We start from the raw sequence: 13,505 nt of genomic DNA on the forward strand, positions 1-13,505 counted from the left end.
ACACCGCTATTATTGGAAAAGCGACAAACAGAGGGTTCTGCTTGTCGCTTTTCTGATAGTATAGCGAGGGAAACATGCCGCCTTCAGCGGTCAAATCTCCTTGTCGGTGCCTGTCAATATATGGAAGCGGCGGGTGACAGCCTTGCTGATCTGCTTGAAATTGCCATAGCGCAGGTTGAGCAGCAGTTCCTCGATAGACCGACCGATCTTGATCCATGGATGGCCCCAGGCATTATAGCGATACATGCGCTCTTTATAGGTCACATCCTCGATGACATAGTGGGGATGGCGCAAAGGAAACTCTATCTCGTGGCTCTTCATGGTGAACTGACGACGCACACCGCGTGGCAACGTCTTGAAAGCAGAATAGTGGGCTGACTCATCCGTGGCCCCTACGTTGCTAATCATATTCTTCACAGGCATGACAGATAGTCCGGAATTGAACAACATCGATGCCCAGAAGATGGTCTCAAACTGAGGAACACCCGAACTGCGATGCAGTTGACAGGTGCGGATGAAGTCTTTCTTTATCTTGCGACGCTTGATGAGGTTGCGCAAGAGTTGCATATCATACTTGTCGTCCATAAACGTATAGTGCTCATCCCACTGGTTGACCACACGACTCCACGATGCCCAGCCCCAAATGGAGAAGGCTGAAGTGAAGAAATAGTCGTTGGGCACGTTGGGTGTGACCTCGTCCATGTTGTAACCGGCAACCATGGTAATACGCTCATCGTGCTCATATCGGTCGAGCATCTCCTTGCAGAAACGGAAGAAAGAAACGGTCGGTACGACATCGTCCTCTAATACAATACACTTGTCGGCAAGCGAGAAAGCCCACCGGTGGGATGTGAATCCTGCTGTCATGCAACCCAAGTTCTGCTCCTGATAGTTGCGGTGTACATCACAATCCCAGTCTATTTCCGCTACTACCTCACGACATGCCATGATGGCAGGAAGGTCCTTCTTGTTGCGAGGACCGTCTTGAAAGAGAAACAAGCGAGTGGGGCGTGCCTTACGTACTTGTTCAAATACCACTCTCAAACTGTCGGGACGGTTGAAAAACAGCATGAGAACGGCAATGTCTGTCTGTGCGGGATACTTCATAATCGATGTTGTTTGATTTGTATGATGGTTCGATAGAGTTTGATAACAGGTCGGCTGAGCAGCGGAGGCAATGCCCATACCACACGGTCGTAGAGCGGAATGCCTGTCGGCAGTGTGCCGATGGCCTTGATATAGTAGTTGTGGCGGACCTCCATGTGTCCGTCGCAGATGAATTTCTCGTATTCCTTCAACTGGTGAAGCACAAAGGCGCTGTGCAGTTCAGACCATTGCGGGGCAAGCGTCTGACGCAGCAGACGGTCGTAGAGCATCTCGCGTTCCAGAGTGCGGCGCCGTGTGTTGGGCACGCCCAGCGTATAGCGATAGACGCAATCGGTGATGAACCACACCCTGGGGCGCTTCATCAGCACCATCACCTGCATCAGTTTGTCCTCACCCTCAATGATGTCGCGCGGTGTGTCGAGGCATCCTTCCAAGATAGTACGGCGGAAAATGGCTGCCCACAACACGGGAAACCGATTCTTGCCGGCTATGATGGCACGCACCAAATCGGTGGGATTGACCTCACCCTGATAGACCACAGGCGACTGAATGCCGTTGTGGGTGCAGAAGGTGGCTATCACTTCATCGGCTGAAGTCTGGCTAATGGCATCGTAGAGTGTGCGAAGGGCACCCGGAAGGAGCTCGTCATCGCTATCCACAAAAACGATATACTCGCCTTGCGCTTGCTCCACACCATAGCGGCGGGCGGCTGTCACACCTTGATTAGGCGTGTGGAACACCCGAAGGCGGGCATCGCCAGAGAGTTGGTCGCATAGGTCGCCCGACCCGTCGGTACTGCCGTCGTCAACAGCCACAACCTCTATATCGTCCATATCTTGGGCGAGCAACTGGCGGAAACAGCGTTCGATGTATTCCACCTTGTTATATATAGGTACGATGACGGATATTTTCATGCCTGATGATGTTTATGTGTGACATAGTGCAGACACTCGTCGAGTATCTGTGCATGGGCGAGTTTCATGACGACAAGATAGAGTATGCCTGCCACAACAACGCGCGCCAACAGCAGAAGTGGGGCGATAGTCATCCACGATGTGGCATAATGGGTGGCTATCATGACAAAGGCTGCGGCAAAGAAAAACGGTGTGAGGTCGGCAAACACCTGCATGAAGCGAAGGCCTGTCAACCGATGAGCTGCCATCTGCCAAACTCCCAACCATACGATATTAAACACAGTGTAGGCTGCTACCATGTGCAGTACGCCCATGTGGCTGAGGGCTATGATGATGCCCAGTTGTATAGCTATCTGCAGAATGTTGAGCCACATGTTGATATCTGAACGTCCGTGACTGATCACGAGGTTCTGATAGAGCGTGTAAAACGGCATGAAGGCGCCGCCAATGCAAAGAATCTGTAAGATGGGGACAGCATCAAGCCATCCTTCACCAATGGTGGTCACAATAAATTCGCGACTCACCAACGAGAGACCCAATAGGGCGGGAAAGGCGAAAAAGGCTGTGAAACGCAGCATTTTGCGGAAGATACGGATCTCGCGTTCCTGCTCGTTGCGGATTTCCACCAATACAGGTTGAGCCACCTGCATCACGGTATTGCTGATGAGCGAATGGGCCATCGTGTTCCATTTGCTGGCTTGAAAGAAGTTGCCCGTTGTGCGCATGCCCAACATATTACCGAAGATAACGGTCAACATATTGTTGCTAACGGTGGTGATGACCATCGTGACGAGGATTTTCATACTGAAACTGAAGGTCTGGCGAATGGGCGTGAAGTCAAAATCAAACGTGGGACGCCACTTGATGAAGAACAATCGACCTAATACCAATACCAGACTGTTGACAACCTGTTGGGCAGCTATACTCCAATAGGTCATCCCTGCCAGTGCCATGCTGATGGCGGTGATGCCCGAAATGATAAGGGCGGCTATAGAAACGATAGCCATCTCGCGCTGCATCATATTCTTGGTCATGTAGGCATTCATAGAGATGCCAAACGAAGAAATGAAGAACGACAGAAAGACCACGCGCGACAGCACCGTCAACTCTGGTTGATGGAAGAAAAGGGCAATGAGCGGAGCACAGAAGAATAATACACCGTAAAGGCAGGCACTCATCAACACGTTGAACCAGAATACCGCATTGTAGTCGCGATGTTGCGGCGCTTTCATGTTGACAACGGCAGTGGAGAAGCCGCTCGACTGTAAATTGCCGGCAATGAGCGAGAAGATACTCAATACACCCACCAAACCGTAGTCGGCTGGAGAGAGCAGACGACCGAGAAAGATACCGAAAAAGAGGTTGAGCAGTTGCGTTGTGCCACTGTTCAGCGCTCCCCACATGAGACCCTTGGCGGTCTTGTCTTTCAGTGATTCTGCCATGTCGCGTCGGTTTTATTATGCAAAAATACGCATAATTGTTTTAAGTTCAAAATATTTATAGTACTTTTGTCCTATAATATAAGGCAATGACTATGCAACAAATCACAGATATCAAAGAACTGCGAAGTTTGCAGATGGGAATACTCGACGACGTCGATCGATTCTGCAACACACATCACCTGCGCTATTCGCTATCGAGCGGAACGCTCATAGGTGCGGTGCGACATGGGGGATACATACCTTGGGACGACGATATTGACATCTATATGCCGAGAGAAGACTATGAGCGTTTCCTTGCCAGCTATGCTGATCAGGAAGGACGTTATCGGGTGCTCGATCCCAACAAGGAGTCGCATTATTATTATACCTTTGCCAAAGTGGTCGATCAGCGCACACGTATGGTGGAGAAAGAAACAAAGGGCTACGAGATTGGGGTATATATCGATGTGTTTCCCGTGGATTATGTGACGGATGATATGAAGCGGCGGCAACGGGTGTTCAAATGGAAAAAACTGCTCTACAAAATACGCCGTTGCAAGATTTCAAACGACAATCCGCTCCATTCGCAACTTGCCTATTGGGTCTATCGGCTGTTGCCCATATCTGTGGCGATGATAGAACGATGGATCAGACAACTTATCGTGCTTAAAACGCCTACGGAAACGCTATGCAACATGACCGAGGCGGGACCGAAGATGAAGGGATGTTTCCCCGCAGAAGATATGGATACGGTGGTCGATATGCCGTTTGAAGACCGTACCTACAAGGCGATGGTGGGATATCGCGACTATCTGGAACATACCTATGGCGACTATATGGCTCTCCCGCCAGAGGACCAGCGCGTCACCCACAAGTTTGAAGCCTATTGGTTGTAACACCCTTATGTCGGTGGTCGATGGGTGGTCGAACAGTTAACTATCGACCACCGGCAATCTATTATACCACAGATGGTTATCGTGATGGGTGGTCGAGTGGTCGAAATTTTTAGAAAAACTGAATTTTATGGGCGCCTCTCTTTACGCGTTGGTAAAGACTGAAAGGCGTAAAGGGTCAGTTGCTGTATCGGCTGATGAGATTCATGCCCCAGTCATAGACTTGGTCAATATGGGGCGCAGGGATGTTGTGCTCATGTATCAGCCGATGGATAATGGCAAGACCATAAGGGAAATCTTCTGTGAAATAACGGCTGTGAAAGTCGGGGATATAGGTAGTGCCGACTTTTTCCATCGGTGACATAATGCCCTTGAAGGCTGCTATCGACTGTAGTTTGTGAGTGAGCGATGGTGCATCGGTACTCTCGTAATAATCGAGAATGGTGGGGATGGCACCCGGTGTCACCTGCAACTTGTCGAGCAATTGCATGAACTCGGCATCCATCGCTATCAGTAGTGATGAGGCATTGTCGGTCCAGTTGGAATAAAATTCTGGTATGCTTTCGTAGGTGATGCCCTCTTGCCAGTTGTGCCACAGGTCGTAAAGACGTGAGGTGTGGAGCAATGGATTGCTGTTGGTCAGACTGGCTTCGTAGTGGGATGCCAATAGATGTGTGGGACAATGGAATAGTTGTTGTATCTCGCTGGCAATGCGGTTGGCATCTTCTCTACTTGCCCTTTCTACGGCAAGATTCAGCGACGACTTGTAACCCAACAGGTGGGCACTGTGTCCATAGACCTCAGTACGGGCGATGAAGGGCACACGCTGAAAACCAAAAAGGGGAGTGGTGGAAGGAAGAAGTGACATGGCTTCGAAAAAGAAACCTGTGCTGCTGACGATACTTCCCACGGGGATGCCGGGGCGGAGAACGTCACGCAGTTCGCTTAACACACTTCTGATGGCAAAACCTGGTTGGGCAAGAAGTAGCATATCTGCCTGCGGTACCACATCGGAGGCTGTGGAACTGATGGTGGAAAGTTGTCCTTCAAGGGTTGTTCCTTCAGGAGTCGTGATGTGGAGGGTATGGCTCCAGCGTTCGGGATGACGGGTGAGTAGAGTGACCTCACAGCCGTTGGCAGCCAGGAAACCAGCCACTACATGTCCGAGATTGCCACCGCCACAGATACAGATGCGTTTCATTGTGCGAGAATATGGAATGCTTCGATGAGCCGGTCGTTATCTTCGGTAGCGCGTACCGACAGGCGGATGAAGTTGCGACCCTTGAGTCCGTTTTTCGAATCACAGTCCTTGATCATGATATTGAAGCGCGACAGGAGTTGCTTGGTCAGTTCGGCAGAAGAATAGCGGTCGGTCACCTGACAACAGAAGAAGTTGGCTTGTGTAGGCAACACACGCAGATAGGGTATCTGCTGAAGCAACTTACCGAAGCGGTTGCGCTCGGCAATGAAACGGTGGCAGGCTGCCATATAGTCTTTCTCGTATTTGCCGAATATCTGCATGTAGAACTCGCCAAACGAGTTGATGTTCCAGATGCTGACATCGCGCTTGATATACTGGATGAGGCTGCTGTCGGCAGATGCCAAGATGCCTAAACGCAGTCCGGGAACACCATACGATTTGCTGATGCTCTTCACTACGATAAGACCGTCGTACTGTTCCAACAGGTCGTTGCGCAATAGGGTGTTGTGCTCGAAATCATCGCTGAAATCCACAAACGACTCGTCGATGACCAGTCGGATATGTTTTTGTTTGGCCCACTCGATGAGTTGCAGCAAACCATCCATTGGGATGAAATTGCCAGAAGGGTTGTCGGGATTGATGAGCAACAGATTGTCGATGGGATGCTCATCATAGAAGTTGATGAGGTCGTCGGCAGTATATGATAAGGTCTGTGGATCGGGCTGATAAGCCACAATCTGTTCGGGTCGCAGGCGGTGGGGATATTCCTCAAAGGTGGGATAGACCACACCGATGCGTCCTTCCACATGTTCCATCATGCTCTTGATGAGTTCGGCTGCACCGTTGCCCACGACAACATACTGTTGGCGGATGCCGAAATACTTGCCGGCAAGAAGTGAGTTGACAAACATACCCGATGGGTATTCGGTCAGTAGTGTGTCGAAATTGGCACGCAACTCATCTTTCATGCGAGTGGTGGGGAAGTAAGGATTGACCAGATAGCAATAGTCGAGCATCTTAGGGAAGCGCCAGTGACCACCGTAGCGATAGTTGAAACGATGGAGCATCTCGTCGCCTTCGGCAAAAATGGTCTCGGCAATATCCAAATCTTGAATATCGTCTATCTCGTACCACTTCTCGTTGCCGATGGGTAAAGCCTTGAGCTCGGCATTGTCAAGAAGGGTGATGACACGCAACACTTGCTCGTAATACTCGTTGTTGCCTAATGCAGAACAGTAGGCTTCAAGGAAAGGCACGTATTTATGGCATGAGAATTCGCGCGAGAACTTATAGATATTGACCGTCTTGTAGTATTGGTCAACATCTGCATAGTTGAAGGCTTTTTTCGGCACGAAGTTCACAATGTTGTGATCGCTATCCATCCTTACCATCGTACCGTCCATCCATGTCTCGTATTTGGCAACGAGGGCAAGGTTGGGGTAGGGGTTGTCGAGAATCATTCGGAACAACTGGTCGCTGAAAATGAGGTCGCTCTCGATGAGCAACGTGTCGTCTTCAGTCATCTGTTGCTTCACCATCGACAAGGAATAGATATTGTTGGTCTTGTCGTAGATGGGGTTCTCGGCATATTCGATGTTGAGGCGTCCGTCGTATCGGTGGCCGATATACTGGCGCAATTCATCGCCTTTATAACCCACCACGATGATGACGCGAGTGAGCGACAGCGTGGCAAGTTGACCGAGTAAACGGTCGATGAGGCGCACACCATTGACAGACACCATACATTTGGTGTTGTCGCGGGTCAGTTCGCCAAGTCTGCGGCCCATGCCAGCCGCCAGGATGATAGCCTGCATCTGTGGAGTATTAGGGAGTGTTGATAGAGATTATTGGGCAAGCCAAAGTGGGATTATCCCACCTGGCTGCCTGGTTTAACGTCTTTGCTGGTAGTTACCACGCTGAGACTCTCGTCGAAATCAACGGCAGAGAGTATCATGCCTTGGCTCTCGATACCCATCATCTTGCGTGGTTCGAAATTGGCTACAAAGAGGATGCGCTTGCCGATAAGGGCGGCAGGGTCTTCGTAGAATGCGGCAATGCCACTGAGGATGGTGCGGTCGGTGCCTGTTCCGTCGTCGATAGTAAACTGAAGGAGCTTCTTCGACTTCTTCACTTTCTGGCAGTCTTTGATGAGGCCGACGCGGATGTCGAGCTTCTCAAAGTCTTCAAACGATACGTTGTCCTTGATGGGAGCGGCTTTATAGGCTGCTGCCTCGTTGGCTTTCTTGGTGGCTTCGAGCTTGTCGAGCTGCTTCTGAATGACATCGTCTTCAATCTTTTCAAACAGCAGTGAGGGCTCGCCCAGTTGATGGCCTGCCTCAAGCAAATCGGTAGAACCGAGCTGTTCCCAGTCGAATGAGGTGATATTGAGCATATCGCGCAGCTTTTTACTTGAGAATGGCAGGAACGGTTCGAAGGCGATTGCAAGGTTGGCTACCAGTTGGAGAGATATGTTGAGGATGGTTTCCACACGTTTCATATCTGTCTTGGCAACCTTCCATGGTTCGCAGTCGGTGATGTATTTATTGCCGATGCGTGCCAAGTTCATAGCCTCTTTCTGTGCTTCGCGGAATTTGAACTGGTTGAGCAATGCCTCTACGCGACCTTTCACGTCCTTGAATTCTTCCAATGCCTGGCGGTCAACATCCTGCAGTTCGCCACAGGCAGGTACTACGCCACCCCAGTATTTCTTGCTGAGTTGTAGCGCACGGTTGACGAAGTTGCCATAGATAGCCACCAACTCGTTGTTGTTGCGGTCTTGGAAATCCTTCCAAGTGAAGTTGTTGTCTTTGGTCTCTGGTGCATTGGCAGTCAGTACATAGCGCAACACATCCTGTTTGCCAGGCATATCAACCAAGTATTCGTGCAACCATACAGCCCAGTTGCGTGAGGTAGATATCTTGTCGTTTTCCAGATTCAGGAACTCATTGGCTGGCACATTATCGGGCATGATGTAGCCGCCGTGGGCTTTCATCATAACGGGGAAGATAATGCAGTGGAATACAATATTGTCTTTTCCGATGAAGTGGATGAGGCGGGTGTCTTTGTCTTTCCACCATGTTTCCCAGTTGCCCCAGCGTTCTGGTTCTTTCTCGCAGAGTTCTTTGGTGTTGGAAACATAGCCGATGGGGGCGTCAAACCATACATAGAGCACTTTACCGTCGGCTCCTTCGATGGGAACGGGAATACCCCAGTTGAGGTCGCGTGTCATGGCGCGAGGCTGGAGATCCATGTCGAGCCATGATTTGCATTGTCCATAGACATTGGGACGCCACTCTTTGTGCTCTTCCAGAATCCACTGTTTCAGCCAGTCCTGATATTTGTTGAGGGGAAGATACCAGTTTTTGGTTTCTTTCATCACAGGTGTAGAACCGCTGATGGTCGATTTTGGATTGATAAGTTCCAGGGGCGACAGGTCGCGTCCACATTTCTCACATTGGTCACCGTATGCTCCTTCGCTGTGGCAATAAGGACATTCGCCGGTAACGTAGCGGTCTGCCAAGAACTGTTTGGCTTCTTCGTCGTAGAGTTGTGTAGAGGTTTCCTCGGTCAGTTTGCCTTCGTCGTAGAGCTTGCGAAACCATTCTGCTGCAAACTTATGGTGTGTTTCCGAGGTGGTGCGGCTATAGATATCGAATGAAATGCCGAACTCTTGGAATGAGTCTTTTATCATTTTATGGTAACGATCTACCACGTCCTGTGGGGTAATGCCTTCTTTGCGGGCACGGATAGTGATGGGCACACCATGTTCGTCGCTACCACCGATAAACATCACATCTTCTTTTTTCAGTCTCAGATATCTTACATAGATGTCTGCAGGTACATAAACTCCTGCCAGGTGACCGATATGCACACCGCCATTGGCGTAGGGCAGTGCTGCTGTCACTGTTGTTCTCTTGAATTTCTTGTCTGCCATTATATAATATGTTATTTTAATGCAAAGGTAGTGCAAACCGAGCGAAATACAAAGAAAATGGCTCATTTTCTTTGTATTTCTGAGGTGCAGCCTACCTTAGACGCATCGCGTCAAAGGTACGATTAAGTGAGCGAAATACAAAAGAAAATCCCATTTTCTTTTGTATTTCCGAACGTGGAGTAAAAGAAAACCGCCTGTCGGCAGGAATCTATATCCTATCGACAGGCGGTGATGGTATGTGAGTGTTTCTCTTACAGGGTATCGAGCGAAAGACCTTCTTTGGGCAGTTTCTTATAACTCTTGCCGTTGATGGTGATGTCGGTCGAATTGTTGGCCTTGAAGATGTGACCTGTGGTTTGAACATGAATGTCGTTGAGTGTCACACCTTTCGTATGGTTGACTACGATACCTTCTTTCACGTTGTTTACTTCAAGATCGCGGATGTTGATATTGCTAACTGGCATTTCTGGCAGACCGTTGAAATAGGCTGCACGGCGAGCAGTGCGACAGATGACATGCTGGATGTTGATATTGCGGAAGCATGGTGTGGTTTCGTCAACCTTGAATACAGGCACACTCTGCTGCTTCTTCTCGTCGCCATCGGTTAATGCTTCAACGGCAGACTTGCCACCATAATAGAGGTCGAAGGTGATGACGTCGGTCTGAATGTCGAACATAGACATGTCGCGGATATAGATATTTTCAACCACACCGCCACGACCACGGGTGCTCTTGAAGCGCAGACCTACATCGGTGCCAAGGAACTGGCAGTCGCTGACCATGATGTTTTTCACACCACCGCTCATCTCGCTACCTACTACGAAACCGCCATGGCCCTTGAATACGGTGCATCCGCTGACGATAACATTCTCACAAGGAATGCCACGCTTGCGACCATCGGCATCCTTTCCGCTCTTGATGCAGATGCCATCATCGCCTACGTCGAAGGTGGAATTGACAATCAAAGCATTCTTGCAAGATTCCAAATCAAGGCCATCGCCGTTTTGTGCATACGATGGGTTGCGTACCAATACATCTTCGATGAGTACATTCTCGCACATCAACGGATGGATATTCCAGGCAGGAGAGTTCTGGAAGGTGACACCTTTCAACCATACATTCTTGCAGCTCACCAGGCTAATCATCACAGGACGAAGGAAACGCTTCATAGCATTCCATTCGGCTTCGCTCGATGGAGTGGCTGGCACGTTCATATTGGCATTGTTGTCAGCATTGAGTGCACCTTCGGTAGGAAACCAATAGTCGGCACGCTTGAAAGCACCGCCACGTGAGGTAATGGCTTTCCACTGGGCTTCGGTCACCTTTTGTTTCTTCAAAGGACGCCAAAACTCACCATTTCCATCAATGGCACCTTGACCGGTAATAGCTACATTGGTGAGGTTGTTGCCTGAAATAGGCGACTGGCAACGACGGGTGTCGAGGCCTTCAAATGAAGTATGGATAAAAGGATAGAGGGCATCGTCTGGTGAGAAAAGGATGATGGCTCCTTTCTCCAAATGGAGGTTGATGTTACTTTTCAGTACGATAGGACCGGTAAACCATACGCCCTGAGGTACAGTCAGACGACCACCGCCTTTAGCAGAGAGTGCTTCGATGGCTTTGCGGAAGGCATCGGTACAGAGTGAAGAACCGTCGCCAACAGCACCGAAATCGCGGAGGTTGACCTCATTATCAGGAAATTGTGGACGTGTCACCTTATTCATCTCGAAGGGGAGATTGGTGTACAGTTCATCGTAGTTGTCGCCACAAGCGGCATTGGCACCCATGCTCATAAGGCAGGCGGCAACAATGGCAAATAGTTTTCTCATGTTTATAATCTGTTGTTTAGTAGATGGGTATTGTTGTTTCGTGTGCAAATTTAGCGACTATTTATCACAATACAAAATATTCGGGCGGAAAAGTCGTTAATTACCTACGTATCTCACTCTAAGTGTTCGGGATGTGTTCGGGATGTGTTCGGGATGCACTTGGAAAGAGTTCGGCACCTAACCATTTGCAGAACTATGGAGTTTTTTAGCATGCCTCAAATCCGCAACAAAGTCCTTCAACGTCCTTCTTGCGTCTAAACGTCCTCTCATTACTGAATTATCAGATAAATTGAGGCAGAAATACCCACTTCTGCCTACAATATCCCCTTACCCCACAATGTGACTTAAGGCAATACGCAGTATGACCCGAAAATATTCCTCCAAAAGGAGTGAGCTTCTCAGATTTAATTTGTATTTTTGCCATGTCTATCGTCGGATTCTCTTGTTTATTTTTTGCAACACTAAGATAAGTGAATTCTTCGGCATGGCAAAATCCTGAGCTGCTCGGCTCTGCCGCTTGCCAAAGCAAGTAACCGGCTTTGCCGCTTAGCTATGCTAAGAACTTTTTGTTGCTCAGGTACTTAAAAAGTTTAATTTATAATATAGTGTTGCGGAATTAAGGGCTATATGAAATTCTTCGAAAAGTTTCTGGAGCAGTTTGCACTCAAACATACGAGCAATAAAGACATCTTAACTGTCAACTCCCACAATAGTGGAAATCCCATATTATTTCACTATTATGAATGACTATAATAATTCTTGAATAAACTCACATATAAAAAATATAAACCTATAACAATAAGTGGAATAGACAATATTTGTCCCATATCAAGGAACATGTTGTGTTCAAAATCTACTTGTACTTCTTTCAGAAATTCCACAAAAAATCGGAAAGTAAAAATAGTAGAAATACAGTATCCAAAATAAAAACCAGTACCCATGTTCTTAAAAGTTGTCTTTCGGTATAAAATGAAGCCAAAAACTAAAACACAACCATAAAACAAGGCTTCGTACAATTGTGCCGGATGACGGGGAACCATATCCACACGCTCGAAGATGAAGGCCCAGGGTACATCAGTAGGACATCCTATAATCTCAGAATTCATTAAATTACCGAACCTAATCATCATAGCACAAAAAGGCGCAGCAAATGCAACCATATCAAGTACAAAAAGGGGAGAAAACTTATTTATTTTACAATACAAACATAGAGCTAATACTAAACCTATAACACCTCCATGCGATGCAAGACCTGCATACCCAGTATAAATCCAATCTCCAGCTGGGAGGATTTTAAAAGGAATAAAAATTTCCAAAAAATGAGGCCAACTACTTAAGAAATAAGATGCATCATAGAAAATACAATGACCAATACGTGCACCGGCCAACACACCTACAAAGCAAAAATAAAACAGTTGTTCTACCAATAATTTTTCCTTTTGATACTTATTTATTTTATTGACAATAATTGAAGAACCAAGCAGTCCTACAACCCATAGTAATCCATACCAACGTATAGTAACACCCCAAATTGAAAATATTTCTAAAGAAGGATTCCAATGAATATAGTCCATTTTTCACTAGTGTCTCTTAAAATTGTTAAAACTCAAAATTAAATATCTTATGCACAACGTTTTAGCCCTGCGATACCCTGTCCGGGTTTTGAAATCAACTTTCTCTAGCTTTATTCCACATGGTAGGGTTATTACTTCCCTCATTTTGTTTGGAAATGCAACTTCGTAGTGATTCCCGATTAAGGATATGTCAGTTGTAAAAAGAGGTACTTCCGAATTTTTCTTTTCTTTTGATATAATAGAAAGAAGATAACAATTATATGATGGTTGGTCAGGACCAGGGTTCTCGTTCTTGTAAAACCTTACTTTTATAACATATTCATATCCACTTTCGTAATTGAAATTATAGATACCTTGATGCATTCGTCTCCAATTATTTTCTTTACTTGTTTTTACCCAATAAGCAATGCCTTCCGTTGTCTTAACGTTTTCGGATGCAACAACTAAGGTTTCATCATACGAATTTTCTTTATCAGAACATGAGATGTAGAAAATAACGGTTATTGCTAGTAACATCGCGAAAAGAAAATTTAAATTTTTCATAAGCTTATGTTTTGATTTATGGACAAAAGTATAAATTCTCTTTGATATATTTGATTTTTTTGTTTTTTAAAAAGGTTTCTTAACATTAA

The 13,505-nt window shown here is 47.3% G+C and carries 10 protein-coding genes and 1 pseudogene; 1 reads left to right on the forward strand and 10 read right to left on the reverse strand.

Annotation, left to right across the window (positions count from 1 at the left end):
- Window positions 1-90 precede the first annotated feature (90 nt).
- From CIK96_RS01970 to CIK96_RS01980, 3 genes are read right to left on the reverse strand one after another with little or no spacing between them, the layout of a single operon-like run.
- On the reverse strand, window positions 91-1,107 hold the full coding sequence (locus CIK96_RS01970; protein ID WP_094389692.1) for a hemolysin activation protein: 1,017 nt from the start codon (window positions 1,105-1,107) through the stop codon (window positions 91-93).
- Window positions 1,104-2,021 carry a glycosyltransferase family 2 protein gene (locus CIK96_RS01975; protein WP_094439329.1) on the reverse strand — a complete coding sequence of 306 codons (918 nt, stop codon included), beginning with the start codon at window positions 2,019-2,021 and terminating at the stop codon, window positions 1,104-1,106. The genes CIK96_RS01970 and CIK96_RS01975 overlap by 4 nt, the downstream gene beginning before the upstream one ends.
- The gene (locus CIK96_RS01980; RefSeq protein ID WP_094389694.1) at window positions 2,018-3,463 is read right to left on the reverse strand and encodes a lipopolysaccharide biosynthesis protein; all 1,446 of its coding nucleotides are present in this window, start codon (window positions 3,461-3,463) and stop codon (window positions 2,018-2,020) included. Before CIK96_RS01980 ends, CIK96_RS01975 begins: the two co-directional genes overlap by 4 nt.
- An 86-nt stretch (window positions 3,464-3,549) precedes the next feature.
- Here CIK96_RS01980 and CIK96_RS01985 point away from each other — a divergent pair, with 86 nt between their 5' ends.
- The gene (locus tag CIK96_RS01985) at window positions 3,550-4,338 is read left to right on the forward strand and encodes a phosphorylcholine transferase LicD (RefSeq protein ID WP_094439331.1); all 789 of its coding nucleotides are present in this window, start codon (window positions 3,550-3,552) and stop codon (window positions 4,336-4,338) included.
- A gap of 175 nt (window positions 4,339-4,513) precedes the next feature.
- Here CIK96_RS01985 and CIK96_RS01990 read toward each other — a convergent pair whose 3' ends face one another.
- The 7 genes and pseudogenes from CIK96_RS01990 to CIK96_RS02020 form a co-directional block, all read right to left on the reverse strand.
- On the reverse strand, window positions 4,514-5,536 hold the full coding sequence (locus tag CIK96_RS01990; protein WP_094439333.1) for an NAD/NADP-dependent octopine/nopaline dehydrogenase family protein: 1,023 nt from the start codon (window positions 5,534-5,536) through the stop codon (window positions 4,514-4,516).
- Window positions 5,533-7,350, reverse strand: coding sequence for an aminotransferase class I/II-fold pyridoxal phosphate-dependent enzyme (locus CIK96_RS01995; RefSeq protein WP_094389697.1), 1,818 nt, complete (start codon window positions 7,348-7,350; stop codon window positions 5,533-5,535). Before CIK96_RS01995 ends, CIK96_RS01990 begins: the two co-directional genes overlap by 4 nt.
- 53 nt (window positions 7,351-7,403) lie before the next feature.
- Window positions 7,404-9,470 (reverse strand): methionine--tRNA ligase, encoded by a 2,067-nt coding sequence (gene metG / locus CIK96_RS02000; RefSeq protein WP_094435205.1) that lies wholly within the window; start codon window positions 9,468-9,470, stop codon window positions 7,404-7,406.
- A 251-nt stretch (window positions 9,471-9,721) separates the two neighbouring features.
- A complete protein-coding gene (locus tag CIK96_RS02005) occupies window positions 9,722-11,299 on the reverse strand; it encodes a glycoside hydrolase family 28 protein (protein WP_094439335.1) in 1,578 nt (525 codons plus the stop codon).
- A 177-nt stretch (window positions 11,300-11,476) separates the two neighbouring features.
- Window positions 11,477-11,683, reverse strand: a pseudogene (locus CIK96_RS13660) (hypothetical protein).
- 353 nt (window positions 11,684-12,036) lie between these two features.
- Window positions 12,037-12,873: a prolipoprotein diacylglyceryl transferase gene (lgt, locus tag CIK96_RS02015; protein WP_094439337.1), complete on the reverse strand. Its 837-nt coding sequence runs from the start codon at window positions 12,871-12,873 to the stop codon at window positions 12,037-12,039.
- A gap of 6 nt (window positions 12,874-12,879) precedes the next feature.
- A complete protein-coding gene (locus CIK96_RS02020; RefSeq protein WP_094439339.1) occupies window positions 12,880-13,416 on the reverse strand; it encodes a DUF4377 domain-containing protein in 537 nt (178 codons plus the stop codon).
- Between the last annotated feature and the right edge of the window lie 89 nt (window positions 13,417-13,505).

The organism is Prevotella sp. P4-98 (genome assembly GCF_002251405.1).
Classification (GTDB): Bacteria; Bacteroidota; Bacteroidia; order Bacteroidales; family Bacteroidaceae; genus Prevotella.